This is a genomic window from Krasilnikovia sp. MM14-A1259 (assembly GCF_047159535.1).
Lineage (GTDB): Bacteria > Actinomycetota > Actinomycetes > Mycobacteriales > Micromonosporaceae > Actinoplanes.
The window spans coordinates 5,281,217-5,298,873 of record NZ_BAAGAJ010000002.1 but is presented as its reverse complement, the minus strand read 5'-3'; the positions used below and the strand labels follow the sequence as shown (position 1 = coordinate 5,298,873).

2 protein-coding genes are annotated in these 17,657 nt (G+C 71.5%); both read right to left on the bottom strand.

Going from position 1 to position 17,657, the window contains the following annotated elements; translation table 11 throughout:
• Complete coding sequence (locus ACMCNK_RS23990; protein WP_412738618.1) at positions 1 to 4,902, bottom strand: amino acid adenylation domain-containing protein; 4,902 nt, start codon at positions 4,900 to 4,902, stop codon at positions 1 to 3.
• Positions 4,899 to 17,621, bottom strand: a complete 12,723-nt coding sequence (locus ACMCNK_RS23985; protein WP_412738617.1) for an amino acid adenylation domain-containing protein — start codon at positions 17,619 to 17,621, stop codon at positions 4,899 to 4,901. Before ACMCNK_RS23985 ends, ACMCNK_RS23990 begins: the two co-directional genes overlap by 4 nt.
• Positions 17,622 to 17,657: the final 36 nt, after the last annotated feature.

Here is a 17,657-nt window from a genome sequence, read left to right as displayed (position 1 = left end):
TCAGGCCTTCCCGGTACGGACAGTCCGGCGCAGCATCGGACGTCGGGCCGGGGCGCCGGCCGCGGCATCGAGGCGCGCGGCGAGCCCCGCCACCGTGGGCTGCTGGAACAGGGCAGCGACACCGAGATCGACTCCGAAGGTCGCGCGGACCCTGCTCATCAGGCGCACGGCGAGCAGCGAGTGGCCGCCGACGGCGAAGAAGTCGTCGTCGGCGCTCACCGCCTTCCCGCCGAGGACCTCGCCGAAGATCGCGGCCAGCTGGCGTTCCCGATCCGTGGCGGGCTCGCGCCCGGCTCCTTCGGGCAGGTCCGGGGGCGGTAACTGCGCGATGTCGAGCTTGCCGTTGACGGTGAGCGGGAAGGAGCCGAGCCCCACAACGGCGGAAGGAACCAGGTAGTCCGGCAGCTCGGCCCGCAGCGCGTCCCGCAGGCCGGCCGTGGCGGCAACGGTCTCTTCGCCGGACACCAGATAGACCACCAGCCGCCGATCGCCGGGAACGTCCTCGCGGACCAGGGCGACCACCTGCCCAGCGGCAACGCCCGCGACTCGGGCCACCGCCTCGGCGACCTCGCCCAGCTCGATTCGGAAACCACGGATCTTGACCTGGTCGTCGCTGCGTCCGACGAACTCCAGCCCGCCGTCGCGCCGCCACCGGGCCACGTCTCCGGTCCGGTACATCCGGCCGCCCGGCTCGCCAGAGGTGTCGGCCACGAAACGGTGCGCGGTCAGACCGGGCCGGCCCAGGTAGCCGCGCGCGAGACCCGGCCCGGATACGTAGATCTCGCCGGGCACGCCGATCGGCACAGGCTGCAGGGCGTCGTCGAGCAGCTGGATGCGCAGGTCGCCGAGCCGGTGGCCGATCAGGCTGCCGCCGTCCGGGCCTGGATGGTTGCGGCCCATCGCCAGGTAGCTGACGTGGACCGTTGTTTCGGTGATCCCGTACATGTTGACCACCAGCGGGGTGCCCTCGGGGTGCCGCTCGTACCATGCGGCGACCCGTCGCGGGTCCATCGCCTCGCCGCCGAGGACGATCCGCCGAAGGGCCAGCGCGGTTCCCGGCCCGCGGTCGCGGTCCGCCTGGATCAGCTGGTAAAACGCCGAGGGAGTCTGGTTGAGGATCGTGACGCGTTCCCTGGCCAGCAGGTCCAGGAAATCGCCCGGCGTCCGGCTCACCGCGAACGGCACGACGACGAGCGTCCCGCCGTGCAGCAGCGCGCCCCACAGCTCCCACACCGAGAAGTCGAAGGCATACGAATGGAACAGCGTCCACACGTCGTGCGCGTCGAAGTCGAACTGCTCGCGCGTCTGCTCGAACAAACGGACGACGTTGTGGTGGGTGACCACCACACCCTTGGGCTGGCCGGTGGAGCCCGAGGTGTAGATGACGTACGCGGCGTGGTCCGGACTGATCTGCGGATCGCGGAATGGCGCTGCGGAATTGTCCGGCCCGGTCAAGGGAAGCTGGGCGACGCCCAGGTCCGCGCACAGTTCCGCGACGGCGGCCGGTAGGGCGTCGCCGGCGGTGAGGACGCATGTCGGCCGGGCGTCCGAGATCAGATGCTTGAGCCGGGCTGCGGGGTAGTCGGGATCCATCGGCAGGTAGGCGCCACCGGCCATCAGGACGCCGAGGACTGCGGTGACCAGTTCGGCGGATCGGGGCACCGCGAGAGCGACCAGGTCGTCCGGCCCGATGCCTGCCGAGTGCAGGCGTCCCGCCAGCCGAGCCGCGTCGGCACGCAGCTCGGCGTACGTGGTGCGGGCGCCCTCGAAGACGACGGCTACCGCGTCCGGAGTGGCCGCCGCCTGCTTTTCGAACAGCGAGACGAGGGTGTCACCGTGTGGTTCGGCCGCCGGGTGTCCAGCGCCGATGCCCCAGGCCTGGATCTGTTGCTGCTCCTCGGCCCCGGCCAGGAGGAACCGGCTCAGCCGCCGACGCGGGGCCTCGACCGCCTGAGCCAGCAGGCGGGCCAACCGGTCGAGGAGATCCACGGCCGTGGACCTGTCGAACAGTTCGGTGGCGTATTCCAGGGTGCCGATGAGGCCGGCCGCCGTGCCGTCCGCACCGTGCCGTTCGGCGAGACTGAGCTGCAGGTCCCATTTGGCGGTCGTCGGCGCGACGGACTCCAGGGTGACCGCGAGCCCGGGCATCGGGGGCAATACCGGCTCCGGGCCCTCGAAGGTGAGCATGACCTGGCACAGCGGGTGGCGTCCGGCGGACCGCTCCGGGTTCAGCAGCTCGACCACCTGGTCGAACGGGAGGTCTGCATGCTCGTACGCCGCAAGGTCGGTGTCGCGGACCCGGCCGAGCAGGTCGCTGAACGTGGGATCGTCCGAGGTGTCGACGCGCAGCACCAGCGTGTTGACGAAGAAGCCGACCAGGTCACGCAGCTCCGGGTCGTCCCGACCCGCGGTCACCACGCCGATCGCGGTGTCGGTGCCGGATCCGAGACGGGTCAGAAGGGCCGCGAGGGCGGCGTGCAGGACCATCAGGACCGTCATGTGGTGCCTGCGCGCGAGGTCGCGGACGCCGGCGTGCAGTTCGGCCGGAAGGTCGATGGGGATCGTCGCGCTGGTCCGGGGTCCGTCGTCGCGATGCGGGCGGTCGACCGGAAGCGGAAGCTGCGCGGGTAGTCCCGCCAGCTGCCGCTGCCAGTACGCGCGGCTGTCCTGCAGTGCCGCGTCCTGACTGTCGAGCGTCTCGCGGCGCCAGAGGCTGTAGTCCGCGTACTGGACGTCGAGCGGGTTCCAGCCGGGCGTGGTGCCCGTGACACGGGCGGTGTAGGCGGCCGTCAGGTCGGTGAACAAAGGCGCCAAGGAACCGCCGTCGGCGGCGATGTGGTGCAGCACGATCAGGAGGGCGTACCGGTCCGGGCCGGTGCGGGCCAGCCAGACGCGGACTGGGATCTCGGTGGCGAGGTCGAAGGGGCGGGCGGCGAACCGGCGCGCGGCTTCAGCCGACTCGTCCTCGGCGACGTCCGTTTCGGTCATCGGTACGTCGATGTCCGTGGTGTCCAGAACGACCTGATGCGGCTCGCCGGCGCTGACCGCGAACACCGTACGCAAGGCCTCGTGCCGGGTGATCACGTCGGCGACGGCGGCCCGCAGGGCGGCCGGATCGAGTGGCCCGGCGATCCGCAGCAGCAGCGGTATGTGGTACGCCGTGCCCCCGCCGCTCTGCTGGACGAACCAGAGCCTCCGCTGCGCGTCCGACAGCGGCACCGCCGCCGGTCGCGGGCGCGCCGACAGGGCGGGTACCGACCGCTGGGGCGCCGATGCGGCCTGCAGAGCTCGGACCTCGCCGGTGAACCCGGCCACCGTCGGCGCGCGAAACAGGTTCCGGATGCCGACCTCGACGTGGAGCACGGACTGCACTCGGCGGACCAGCTGCGCGGCCAGCAGGGAGTGGCCGCCGAGCTGGAAGAAGTCGGACTCCGCACCGACCTCGGGCACCTGGAGGACTTCGGCGAACAGCGACGCGACGACCTCCTGTAACGGAGTAGCCGCGCTCGGGTGGCCGGACGACGCGCCGGCCGGCCGGGTGGTACCCCGCGGCGGGTGCGTCGGTCGGTCACGACCGCCGGTGAGTGTCACGGCCGGGCTGCCTGCCATAAGCCGCTCGACGGCGACGCCCGGGTCATGGGCGAGCGTCTCCAGGAGGCTGACCAGCCGGTCGGCGACGGCGGCCGCCTCGTCCGCAGTGATGGTGTCGCTCCGGTAGTCGAGCCGGAAGGCCAGCCCGTCGTCCGGCAGCGCGATCAGCGCCAAGGGGTAGTGCATCGCGTCCACACCGTCGACCGCGATGATCCGTACGGAGGCGGATGCCGCGGCGGGCGAGACGCTCGGAGCGGGATAGTTTTCGACCACCACCACGCTGTCGAACAGCTCGCCGAGACCGGCGATCTGCTGGATCTCGGCGAGACCGAGATGCTGGTGCGGGAGCAGTTCGCTCTGCTCGCCCTGCAGCCGGCGCAGGAGCGCGCCAACGCTCTCGGTGGGGCGCAGGGACACCCGCACAGGCAGGGTGTTGATGAACAACCCGACCATGTCTTCGGCGCCGGGCAGATCGGCCGGACGCCCGGAGACCGTCGTGCCGAATAGCACGTCCGACTGGCTGGCAAGAGAGCCGAGCAGCATCGCCCAGGTGCCCTGGAGCAGGGTGTTCAGGGTGACGCCTTCGGCGCGAACGACGCCGCGCAGGGACTCGGCGAGCTCCGGGCTCAGCTTGAGAAAAAGCCGCTCCGGGTCGGCTGAGGACGCTTCCCCAGCGACATCGTACGCAACCAGGGTGGGCGCGGTCAGCCCGGCGAGGGCGGTGGCCCAGGCTGAACGCGCCGCCGGGCGGTCCTGGTTAGCCAGCCACGTCAGGTGGTCGCGGAAGGGGGGCGCCGGCGGCAACGTGATGCCGCCGTCCTCGTAACAGGTCATCAATTCCGCGACCAGGATGCCCGTCGACCAGCCGTCCAGGAGGATGTGATGGGCGTTCACGATCAGCCGGAAGTCGTCGCTGCCCAGCCGAACGAGCGTGGCACGCAGCAGTGGCGGCTGCGCCGGATCGAAGCGGTACGCGCGCTCCGCGGCGAGTACCTCGGCGAGCGTCGCAGCGCCGGGGAGAGTCAGGTCGATCTCGGACCACGGCAGCTCCACGACGTGGGGAATGATCTGAACTGGGGCGCCCGACGCGCGGTACCGGAAGCCGGCCCGCAGCGTGGCGTGCCGACGCAGGAGTGTGAGCATGGCCGCCCGCATCCGGGCCGCATCGACCGGCCCGGCCAGAGAAACCACCATTTGGAACGTGTAGACGTCCGTCGTCTCTTGCTGCCGGGCGAGTTGTGTGTGGAAGAGCATCCCCTCCTGCAACGGCGACAACGGCAGGATGTCGGCCAAACCCGTGGTGGTGCTCACCGAGTGCTCCATTCTGCTTGGAGAAGATCGATCTCGTCCTGATCCAGGCCGGCCATCGCGACGTCCGACGGTGTGAGGCCGCCGGCTGTGGCCACCGCACCCAGCGCGGCGAGCGTGGCGAGCGCGTGCCGGTACAGCCCGGCGAGCCGGGCCGCCGCGGTTTCCGTGAGGACGCTGCCCGGCCAGGCAAGCTGGACAGTGAGGCGGGGACCGGCTGCGGTCACCTCAGCCCATGCGGACACCTCGAGGGTGTGCGCTACCGGGTCACCGGGCTCCTGTCCGGCGGACAGCACCGCGCTGTCGGCGGCGGGCGCCCAGTCGCCGCCGGCTTCCGGCGCGGCGTAGCGGCCGAGGTAGTTGAACGCGATCTCCGGTCGTGCCCCGGCGGCCAGGCGCGGCCCGGTTTCGGAGTTGAGGTACCTCAGCTGTCCGAAGCTCAGGCCGTCGCCGGGCTGCGTGCGCAGTTGCTCCTTGACGAGCTTCAGTGCCCGGTCGGCGGCACCCGGGTCGTGCAGCACCTGCTGGGGTGAACCGACTGCGAGGTCCAGGCGGACCGGGTACATGCTGGTGAACCAGCCGACCGTCCGGGACAGGTCCGCACCGGCAAGGTCCGACCGGCCGTGCCGTTCGAGATCGACCAGCAGCGGCTGGTGCGGCGCGCCGCGCTCGCCGCGCCACTGGGTCACCGCAATGACCAACGCCGTGAGCAGGACGTCGTCGGCGCCGCAGCGATAGCGGCCCGGCACGGTGGTGAGCAGCGCGTTCGTCTCGTCCGAGGGGACGACGAACTCGGTCTCCCGTACGGTCGCGATGGTGTCGCGGCCCGAATCGACGTGCCGGTCCGCCAGCATCGCCGGGGTGCTCTCGACGATGCTGGCCCAGTGGTCCAGCTCCGCGGCGCGGGCCGGCAGGGCGGCGTCGCGGGCGAGTATCCCGGCCCAGCGCCGCAGCGACGTGCGCACCGGTTCCAGCGGTTCGTCGGCGGCGGCCGCGGCGAGGTCGTGCTGGATGATCCGCCAGGACACCGCATCGACGGCCAGATGGTGGACGACCAGCAGCAGCCGTCCCGGCCGGTCGCCCGCCGCGCGCAGATGGACCGCCTGCAGGATCGTCCCGGCAGCTGGATCGAGCCGGCTGGCCGCCGCCGCGCGCTCGGCCTCCAGCATCGCCGTGAACTCGGCCGGCGACGGATCACCGACGTCGACCGTGTGGATGATCTCGGCAGCGCGGATGTTTCCGGTTGGAAGGATCTCGGCCCGCGCCGCGTCTACCCGCATCCGCAGGGCGTCGTGGTGGTCGAGTACCCGCTGGAGCACCTGCGCGAGGCGGGTGGATGCCAGGCCGGCCGGCGCGCGCAGGACGGTGGACTGGTGGAAGACACCGCCCGCCCGGTCGACGAACCACCGCATGATGGGGGTCAGGGGGAAGGTTCCGACACCGTCGTCCAGTTCGACCGCCGACTGGTTGTCGGCGTCGGGCACGTTGGCCGCGAGTGCGGCCACCGTACGGTGCCGGAAGAGGTCTCGGGGCGTGATCATCAGTCCCGCCTTCCGGGCACGGCCGGCCAGCTGGATCGACACGATGCTGTCCCCACCGAGGTCGAAGAAGTCGTCGTCGGCGCCGACCCGGTCGACACCGAGCAGCTCCGCGAACAACGCCGCCACCGTCTGCTCGCGGGCGCCGCGCAGGGGACGGACCTCCGGCCCGGTCTCGACGGTAACCGCGGGCAGGGCCCGGCGATTCACCTTGCCGTTGGTGGCGAGCGGGAAGTCGTCCATTACCAGTACGGCGGCCGGAACCATGTAGTCCGGCAATGCCTCGGCGGCGAACCGGCGGACCTGCGCGGCGTCGACCACCGAGCCGGGTTCTGCGACAACGTAAGCGACCAGGCGCTTGTCTCCCGGCCTTTCCTCCCGCACCGTGGCTATGGCAGCCGAGACGCCGGGACAGGTGGCCAGCGTGGACTCGATCTCGGCGAGCTCGATCCGGAAGCCGCGCAGCTTGACCTGGTGATCGGTACGCCCGGCGAACTCCAGCACCCCGCCCGGCCGCCACCGCACCACGTCCCCGGTCCGGTACATCCGCGAGCCGGGGCTCCCGAACGGATCCGGCACGAACCTCTCCGCCGTCAGGCCCGGGCGCCCGAAGTAACCGCGCGCCACTCCGGAGCCGGCGACGTAAAGCTCGCCGAAGGCGCCCGGGGGCACCAGCCGCAGGCGGCCGTCGAGCACATAGAGGTTCGTGTTGTCGGCCGCCGCGCCGATCGGGATGCGTTCCGTCACGTCAACGGCCCGGCGCACACGGTGGCGGGTGGCGTAGGTGGTGATCTCTGTCGGGCCGTAGAGGTTCACGACGGTGGTGCCGGGACTGGCCGTTAGCACCCGTCGGAATGCCTCCGGCTGCGCGACGTCGCCGCCGGTCCAGATCTCGAGGACGTCGCGGAACGCCTCCGGGCATTCCTCGGCCATCAGCCGGAACAGCCCGGTGGTGAGCCACATGCCGGTGATGCGATGCTCGGCCAGCAGCCCCGCAAGGGTCGGCGCGTCGAACAGATCGGTCGGCGTCACCACGATCTCGCCGCCGGTCAGCAGAGGCACCCACACCTCGAGGTTCGAGGCGTCGAAGGCGAGCAGCGAGTGCAGGAGAGTGCGCCGGTAGGCCTCGGGGCGGATGGCCGAGTCGGCAACCATCGCGGCGACCGCCGCGTGTGTCACGCCGACGCCCTTGGGCCGCCCGGTCGATCCCGAGGTGAACATGACGTAGGCGAGCTGGTGGTCGCGGACGGTGACGTCGGGCTTGCCGGCAGCAGCCCGATCGGACGGGCGGATGGGCACCGTCGGGATCAGGTCGTCGAGCCCGGCACGTCCGGGATCGTCGGTGATCAGGAGCTTGGCGCCGCTGTCGGCGAGCACGGTGCGGTTCCGGGTGAGCGGGGCGCGGGAGTCGAGAGGCACGTATACGCCGCCGGCCTTCAGCACGGCGAGGATGGACACGATCGTGTCGATGGAGTGCTGCTGGAGCAGCGCGACCCGGTCCTCGGCGGCGACCCCGGCCGCGAGCAGGCGTAGGGCCAGCTCGTCGGAGCGCGCGTCGAGGCCTGCGTAGCTGAGCACGTCGGGGCCGGAGCGCACCGCGACGGCCTCCGGGGTCCGCCGCGCCTGCCGCCGGAACAGCTCGTGCAGGGCACCCGGTTCGACCGGGACCGTGGCACCGTTGCAGCGGTCGAGAAGCATCTCCCGTTCCCCGGCGAGCAGCAGGGTCACCTCGTCGATGCGCGCGGAGGGATCGGCGCACATCGTGCTCAGCAGCCCGGCGAACCGGGCGGCCAGCGACTCGGCGGTGCCGCGGTCGAACAGGGCGGTCGCGTACTCGACGGCGATCGTCAGCCCTGCGGGCTCGGCTTCGTCGGCGAATCTTTCGGTCAGTTCGAAGGTCAGGTCGAACTTGGCGACGCCGAGCGGCACCGTCCGGACCCGGGCGCGGATCCCGGCGGGTGCCGGGTACGTGAGCTCGCGGCTGGTGGTCAGCGACACCTGGAACAGCGGATTGTGCGCCACCGCACCGCTGGCCCCGGCTGCCTCGACGACCCGGTCGAACGGCAGTCCGGCATGGCCGAACGCGTCGAGGTCGGTGGCGCGTACCCGGCGCAGCAGTTCGTCGAACGTCGGAGCCTCGGACAGGTCGGTGCGCAGCACCAGGGTGTTGACGAAAAAGCCGACCACGTCGTCGAGGCTGGGGTGGTCGCGGCCCCCTGAGGCGGTGCCGATCGCCAGGTCATCCCCGGCGCCGAGCCGGCCGAGCAGCGCCGCTAGTGCCGCGTGGACGGCCATGAATACGGTCACCCCGTGTCGGCGGGTCAGCGCCAGCAGATCCCGGTGCAAATCGGCGTCGGCCGCGATCTGGACGACGTCGCCCTGGCGTGTGGTCTGAGCCGGCCGGCGCCGGTCGAGCGGGAGGTCGGTGAGCTCCGGCAATCCGGCGAGGCGCTGCTTCCAGTACTCGGTATCGGCCGCGGCGGTGTTCGCATCGTCTTGCTCCCAGCGCCACAACTCGTGATCGATGCAGCCGACGGTGAGTTCCGGCAGTTTCGGCTCGTCATGGGCGACCCGGGCTCGGTGTAGCTCGGCCAGGTCGCGCAGCAGTACCTCCATGGAGATGCCGTCGCAGATGATGTGGTGCAGGACCAGGAGCAGGACGTGCCGCTCGGGCGCCACGGCGAACAGCCGTATGCGGACCGGCGGCCGCTGCGTCAGCGGGAACGGCTGCTCCGCGGCGCGGATCACCGCGTCGTCGAGGTCGTCCGGCGCCACGGTGGTCACGGCGATGTCGGGTTCGGCGGCCGCCGGATCTACCACGGCACGGAACGGCTGTCCCTCGTGGACGGGGAACGACGTGCGCAACGCCTCGTGCCGCTCGACCAGGTCGGCGCAGGCTGCCAGGAGGGTGTTGACGTCGATCGGGCCGTCGAGATCCACGGCGATCGGCACGTTGTACGTGGCGGCCTTCCCCTCGACCTGGTCGAGCAGCCACAGCCGCAGCTGCGCCGGCGCCAGCGGCGGGTACGCCGGATGCGGGCGGGCGGTGAGCGATGATCCGGCCATGACCTGCGGGTGCGTGGCCCGGCTCAGCAGGCCGCCCAGTTGCGCCACCGTCGGCGCCTGGAACAGGTCCTTGATCGTCAGCGGAACACCGAAGACCTCGCGGACCCGGTAGAGCAGGCGGGTCGCGAGCAGCGAGTGGCCGCCGGAGCCGAAGAAGTCGTCGTCCATGCCGATGTCCGGCACGCCGAGCGTCTCAGCGAACAGGCGGGACAGCAGCTCGTCGCGGGGGCCGCGGGGGGAACGGCTGGGCGCGAGCCCGGTCGGGGCGGGAAGCGCACGGCGGTCGACCTTGCCGTTCGGGGTGAGCGGAAGCGCGGCGAGGGTAAGGATTACGGACGGCACCAGATGGCGGGGCAGCGTCTGCGCGACCCGGTCTCGGACCGCCTCACCGGAGACGGCGCCGACGGCGTAGGCCACGATGCGGCGATCACCGGGCTGGTCCTCGCGCACCATGGCCGCCGCGGCGCTGACGCCGGGGCAGGCGGCGACCGCGGCCTCGATCTCGCCCAGCTCGACTCGGAATCCGCGCAGCTTCACCTGGTCGTCGGTGCGCCCGGCGAACTCGAGGGTCCCGTCCGGCCGCCACCGTACGAGATCGCCGGACCGGTACATCCGCGAACCCGCCGGCCCGATCGGGTCGGCCAGGAACCGGTCCGCGGTCAGGCCTGGCCGTCTGAGATAGCCGCGCGCCAGTCCTGCGCCTGCGATGTACAGCTCGCCGTACACGCCGGGCGGCACCAGCCGCAAGGCGCCGTCCAGCACGTACACGCTGGTGCCGTGGATGGGTCCGCCGATGGGCGGCGTCTCTGTTCGGTTCAGCGGGGCACTCATGGTCGCGCACACCGTCGACTCGCTCGGGCCGTACGCGTTGATCATCCGACGGCCGGGGGCCCAGCGGCCGACGAGGTCCGGCGGGCACGCCTCACCGGCGACGACCAGCGTTCCGCCCGACAGGAACGAATCCTGCGGCTGCACCGCGGCGAGGACCGACGGCGGCATCGTGAGGTGGGTGACACCGGCCCGCGCCACCAGATCGGCCAGCTGCGCGCCGGGCAGCAGACGCTCGGCCGGTGCCAGGACCAGGGCGCCGCCGCTGAGCAGGGCCATGCAGAACTCCCAGGCGGCGGCGTCGAAACTGAGCGAGGCGAACTGCAGGACCCGGCTGTCGCGGCCCAGAAGGAGCGCGTCGATCTGGGCCGCCGACATGTCCGCGAGCCCGGCGTGCGTGACGATCACGCCCTTGGGCTGGCCCGTCGAGCCGGACGTGTAGACGAGGTAGGCGGGGTGTTGCGGCAGCAGGGCGCCGGTCCGCTGTTCGTCCGTGAGCCGGGCGTGCGGTGTGGCGGACTGTTCCACCGTCCACGGCAGGGCGTCGATGATCAGGACCGGAGTGGTGGCAGCGCCGGCCAGCGTTCGGCTGATCTCGGCGGTGGTCAGCACCAGCGCCGGTGCGGCGTCGGCGAGCATGTAGCGGATGCGGTCGGCCGGGTAGTCTGGATCGACCGCGAGGTAGGCGGCGCCTGCCTTGAGCACCGCGACCACGGCAACCACGAGGTCCGCGGACCGCGGCAAGGCCAACGCCACAATGCTTTCCGGACCGATCCCACGGGCGATCAGGCGGTGAGCCCACCTGTTGGCAGCGGCGTCCAGTTCACCGTACGTGAGCACTTGGTCTTCGAAGACCACGGCCGTCGCCTCCGGATCGCGGTCGACGATGCGCTCGAAGAGATCCGGGAACGGGGTCGCCGCACCGGACGCCGGGCCTCGCCCCCAGTCGCCGGTGAGGGCCTGCCGTTCCCCGTCGCCGAGAATGTCGATCTCGCCGATTCGCTGGTTGGGCTCGGCGCACACCTCGGCGAGGAGGGTGGCGAGGCGGTCGAGCATCGACTGGGCGGTGGCGGGGTCGAACAGGTCCGCCGCGTACTCGGCCTCGATGTCGTATCCCCCGTCGGCGGGGAGCTCGCGCACGCTGAGGCTGAGATCGAAGGCGGAGGCGCCGGTAGGGATCTCGGTGACCGTGGTGGTCAGCCCGGGCAGCTCCACGCCGGGAAGAGGGCTCTGGAAGGCCAGCATGACCTGGACCACGGCGCTGCGAGCCGCGGACCGCTCCGGGTTGAGCAGCTCGACGAGGTGTCCGAACGGCAGTGCGGCGTGGGCGAATGCGGCCAGGTCGACCTCGCGGATCCGGGCGACGAGTTCGCGGAAGGTCGGATCCCCGCCGGTGTCGGCGCGCAGCACGAGCGTGTTGACGAAGAAGCCCACCAGTGCGTCGAGGTTGTCGTGGTCACGCCCGGATACCGCCGTGCCGATCGGCAGGTCCGTGCCGGCACCCAGCCGGGTCAGCAGGGCAGACAGGGCGGCGTGGAAGATCATGAACGGTGTGCTCGAGGCTTCCGCCGCAAGTGTGATCACTGCCCGCCGCACGGCCGCGCCGACGGTGGCCCGCACGATGCCGCCGTGTCGGCTCGGCTGCGCAGGTCGCGGCCGGTCGGCAGGAAGGACGATTTCGCCGGGCATTCCGGCAAGCTGCCGGGACCAGTACGTGGTCAGCCGCGCGAGGTCAGCACCAGCCGGGTCGAGCATCTGTCGTTGCCAGAGTGTGTAGTCGGCGTACTGCAGCGGCAGTGGTGGCAGGTTCGGCTCGTGTCCGGCGGATCGGTTCCGGTACGCGGTCGCCAGGTCTGAGATCAACGGTTCGGTCGACGCGCCGTCGCTGGCGATGTGATGGAGGACGATCAGTAGCAGATGGTCGTGTGTCCCCGAGCGGAACAACCGGGCACGAATCGGCAGATCGGTGTCCAGCCGGAACGGCTCGATGGCGGCGCTGGTCACCTCCTCCGGCAGGTCCGCCGGGACAATCGGGGTCTCGCCGAGGGGGCCGAGCCACTCGATGGCCGCCGCCGGACTCAGGACTCGCTGGACCGGAGCGCCCTCCACATCGGCGATCACTGTCCGCAGCGCCTCGTGCCGGGCGATGACGTCGGCCAGGGCGTCGCGCAGTGCGGCCACGTCCAGCGGGCCGGTCATCCGCAAAGCCAGCGGCCGGTTGTAGGCCGGGCTCACGCCGTCCATCCGGTCGAGGAACCACAGCCGCGCCTGCGCGAAGGAGGCGGGCAGCGGCTCCGGCCGCTGCGGCGCCGGGCACGGCGCGGCGCCGGGTACGGAGTCCGCCCCGAGAGCGTCGAGGTGCGCGGCCAGGTCGGCCAGCACCGGCGTCTCGAAGACCGACCGCAGGCCGGGATCGCGGCCGGATTCCGCGCGGATCCGGCTGACCAGCCGCGTCGCCAGTAGGGAGTGGCCGCCCAGGGCGAAGAAGTCGTCGTCGGCGCCGATCGATTCCGGGCTCACCTCGAGCAGGTCGGCGAAGATTCCGGCGAGGCGGTGCTCGGTCGGCGTACCCGGAGCTCTCCCTGTCGTTTCGGCGAGGACCGGTCGGGGCAGGGCGGCCCGGTCGAGCTTTCCGGTGGCGCCGAGCGGCAGGGAGTCGAGCACGACGACGATGGCCGGAACCATGTAGTCGGGTAGCGCCTCGGCGGCGCGGCGGCGCAGCAGTTCCGGGTCGGTGCCCGGCGCGGCCGCCACGTAGCCGACCAGCCGCGCTCCGCCCCCGAGATCATCGCGCAGCACGACGACTGCCTGGTCGACCGCAGGGTCCGCGGCCAGCGTCGCCTCGATCTCGCCGAGCTCGATCCGCATGCCGCGTAGTTTGATCTGGTCGTCGACGCGGCCGTGGAAGCGCAGGGCGCCATCGCTGCGCCAACTGGCCAGGTCGCCGGTCCGGTAGAGCCGCTGGCCCGGCGCGCCGTACGGGTCGGCGACGAACCGGGCGGCAGTCAGCCCGGGCCGGGCCAGATATCCGCGGGCCAGGCCGGTGCCGGCCAGGTAGAGCTCACCCACCACACCGGGTGGAACGGGACGGAGCTGCGGATCGAGCACGTGGGTGCGGGTGTTCCAGATCGGACGACCGATCGGCACCGGGTCCCCGCCCGCGGGTGGGTCGCAGCGCCAGGCAGTGACATCGATCGACGCTTCGGTCGGCCCGTACAGATTGTGCAGCCGCGCCTCTGCACCGCCGAGCACGTCGGCGAAGGAACGGGCCAGTTCGCCCGTGAGCGCCTCGCCGCTGGCGATGACCGTACGCAGGCTGACGCAGTTTCGCGCGGTGGGCTCGGCCAGAAACGCGGTGAGCATCGCGGGTACGAAGTGGACGGTCGTGACCTGCTCGCGCTGGATCAGCCCGGTGAGGTAAGTGGGATCACGGTGACCGCCCGGTTCAGCGACGACCAGGGTGGCGCCGGTGATCAGCGGCCAGAAGAACTCCCAGACGGACACGTCGAAACCGGCGGAGGTCTTCTGCAGAACCCGGTCGTCGGGGGTGAGGCGGTACTCGTTCTGCATCCACTGCAGCCGGTTGACGATGCCGCGGTGGGTGACCTGCACACCCTTGGGTCGACCGGTGGATCCTGAGGTGTAGATGACGTAGGCGGGGTGGTCCGGACCGGCTGATCGAGCGGGTCCGGACCACCCCGGCGTCCCATCCGCAATATGGTCGACGCAGAGTACGGGCGCGCCGGTCGCGGGCAGGGTGTCCGCCAGCGCCGCGTGGGTGACGACGCAGACCGGCGCCGCGTCGGACAGCATGAAGCTGATCCGATCGCGGGGGTAGTCGGGATCGATCGGAAGGTACGCCGCGCCGGCGCCGACGACCGCGTGGATCGCGACCACCAGCTCCGTGGATCGGGGCAGGATCACCGCCACCGTCCGCTCGGGCGCCGCGCCCAGGCTGCGTAGCGTTGCGGCGAGCCTGTCGACGCGGTCGGCCAGGTGCCGGTAGGTGAGGCGTTCCTCGCGGTAGGCCAGGGCGAGAGCGTCCGGCGTGCGGGCCACCTGGGCGGCGAAGATGCCGGACAGCGTGCCGGTCGACTCGTCTCGATCCGTGGCGTTCCATGCGGCGATCTGCTCCGGCTCACCGGGCAGCAGGATGTCGATCGCGCCGATCCGGCGCTCCGGCGAGGCGACGGCCGATCCGAGGAAGGTGATCAGCCGGGCCACCAGTGCGCGTACGGTCGCCGCGTCGAAGAGGTCGCTGGCGTAGTCCATCCGTCCGGACAGACCGGCCGGATCGCCCGACCCGTCGACGCGTTCGGTCAGCGACAGGGTCAGGTCGAACTGGGCGTCGCCCGGCGCCAGGGTTTCGGGGCACACCCTCAAGCCGGGCAGCTCAGCGCCGGCCACTTCCTCCTGGAAGGCCAGCAGCACCTGGAAGAGCGGATGGTGCGCGCCGGAGCGGTCCGGGTTGACCAGCTCGACGGTACGGCCGAAGGGCAGCTGGGCGTGGTCGAAGTCGTCGAGGTCGGCGCCGCGCACCCGGCGCAGCAGTTCCCCGAACGACGGGTTGCCCGAGGTGTCGGTGCGCAGCACCAGGGTGTTGACGAAGTACCCGACCAGCCGGAGCAGCCGCTCGTCGGTGCGGCCGGCCACCACGGTGCCGAGGGGGATGTCCGTGCCGGCGCCGAGTCGGGTCAGGATCGCGGCGAGGGCCGCCTGAACGACCATGAACACCGTCGCCTCGTGTGCGGTCGCGAGATCCGCGATCGCGCCGTGCAGTGCGGCGGGCAGCTCGACCGGTTCCGAGCCGGCGCGTCCGCTCGGGTGTGCTGGACGCGGACGGTCCCGTGGCAGGTCGATGGCCTCCGGCAACACCGCGAGCCGGGCCGCCCAGTAGGCCGACTGATCGCGTTCACGGTCGGTGCCCACGCCGATGAGCTCGTGCTGCCAGAGCGCGTAGTCCTGGTACTGCAGCGGCAGCGGATCCGGGTCGTCGCCGCGGTAGGCGGCCACGAAGTCTTCGACGATGAGGTTGAGCGACCATCCGTCGGCTGCGGTGTGGTGCATGACGAGCAGCAGGACGTGATCCTGTGGGCCGCACCGGAAAAGGACCGCGTGGATGGGCAGCCCGATCGCCAGATGAAAGGGCCGGCGGATGGCTGCGGCGATCGCCGTGTCCAGTCCGGCGCTTCGGCCCTCCAGGTCGACGACCTCCACCTCGAACCCGGTCTCGTGGGCGGGGCGAACGTCCTGGCTGGGCAGCCCGTCCACGCTCCGCAGCAGGGTGCGCAACGGCGCATGCCGTTCGATCAGGGTGTGGACGGCCGCAGAAAGAGCCACGATGTCGAGGTCACCGGCGAACCGTACGGCGAGTGGAAGGTGGTACGCCGACGAGCCGGGGGCGAGCTGGCTCAGGAACCACAGGCCCTCCTGGACCGGGGCGGTCGGCACGAGACCCGACCGATCGCCGACGCGACCAAGCTCCGGCTCCGCGACGGCCGGCGCCGCGTCGGCGTTGCTCAGGAGACGTTCGAGACCGGCCACGCTGGGGGCCTCGAAGAGAGCGCGCATGCGCAGATCGACGCCGAACTCGGCGCGGATCCGGCCGAGTAGTCGGACCGCGAGCAGAGAGTGTCCGCCGAGCGCGAAGAAACTCTCGTCGAGGCCGATCCCGGGCAGGCCGAGCAGATCCTGGAACAGCGCGTGCAGCCGGTGCTGGACCGGAGTCTGCGGCGGTCCGCCGGCGCGGGTGGCCCGCCGGGGCTCGGGCAGCGCGTGGTGATCGACCTTGCCGTTCGCGTTCAGTGGCAGCGTGTCCAGCACCAGCACGGCCGACGGGATCATGTAGTCGGGCAGGCGGTCCGCGAGGTGGCCGAGCAGCCGGCCGGTCAGGGCGCCGTCCGCTGGAGGCGAGGAGAGGACAACGTACGCGGCCAGCATCGGCCCGGCGGCGGTAGGGCGGGCGGTGACGACGGCCCGGGCCACCTCGGGATGCGTCTCTAGCTGCGCCTGCACCTCGCCGAGCTCGACCCGGTGACCGCGGATCTTGATCTGGTCGTCCACCCGGCCCAGGCAGTCCAGCGCACCGTCGGGACGCCACCTCGCGAGGTCACCGGTGCGGTACAGCCTTTCGCCGGGCGCGCCGAACGGATCGGTGACGAATCGGGCGGCGGTCAGCCCGGGCTGCGCGAGGTAGCCCCGGGCCAGCCCGGTCCCGCCGATGTAGAGCTCCCCCTCCTGACCGACAGCGACCGGCCGGAGATAGGCATCCAACACGTGCACGGTGGTGTTCAGGATCGGGTACCCGATGTGCGGAAGCTCGGCGGATCCGTCGACAGTCGCAGCGGTGGACCACACCGTGGTCTCGGTCGGCCCGAAAAGATTCGTGACCTCGGTGGCGGACCCGACGAGGCGGTTCGCCAGCGCGGCCGGCAACGCTTCGCCGCCGACCAGGACGCGGAGGCCTTGCAGGCTTTCGGGCTGCGCGGCCGCCAGTCCCTGCCACAGTGACGGGGTCGCCTGCATGATGGTGATTCCATGCTGGGCGATGAGCTCGGCCAGCGTGGCCGGATCGGCGACTGCGTCATGCGGCGCGATGACGACGCAGGCGCCACAACCGAGCGGGAGGAAGATCTCGAGGCCGGCAATGTCGAAGGCCACGGTGGTCACCGCAAGAAGCCGGTCTGCGGCGGTCAGCCGAAATCGTTCGCCCATCGCGTCGAGGAAGTTGACGAAGGCTCGCTGCGGGACGACGACCCCCTTGGGTCGGCCCGTCGAGCCCGACGTGTAGATGGCGTAGGCCGGATGTTCGCCGAGCAGGGGTGCGGCCCGGTCAGCGTCGGTCACGTCGACGGCATCGCCGGACGCGCCGGGTGGCGTCTCGTCGAGCAGGATCTTGTGCCCGGTGAACTCCTTGTCAAGCGCGGACTCGAGCGAGGCTGTGCTGATGACGACGGTGGGCCGAACCTGGGCGGCCATGTAGGCGATCCGGGCAGGCGGGCTCGCGGGGTCGAACGGGAGGTAGGCTCCGCCGGCTTTCAGGACCGCGAGCAGCGCGACAGCCAGCCGGGTGTCGCGGGGCAGCATCAGAGCGACGTACCTCTCGGGTCCGACGCCCCGGGTAATCAGGGCCCGGGCGAGCCGGTTGGCACGGGCGTTGAGCTCTCCGTAGCGGAGTTCGCCGTCGGTCCCGATGACGGCGACCGCCTCCGGGAAGCGAGCTGCGGCCTCTTCGAACGCCGCGATCACCGAACGGCCCGAAGCCGTGCCTGCGGATTGTGAAGCTGTCACGCTGCCGTCCACCACATCGTCTCTCGTTGGCACTGA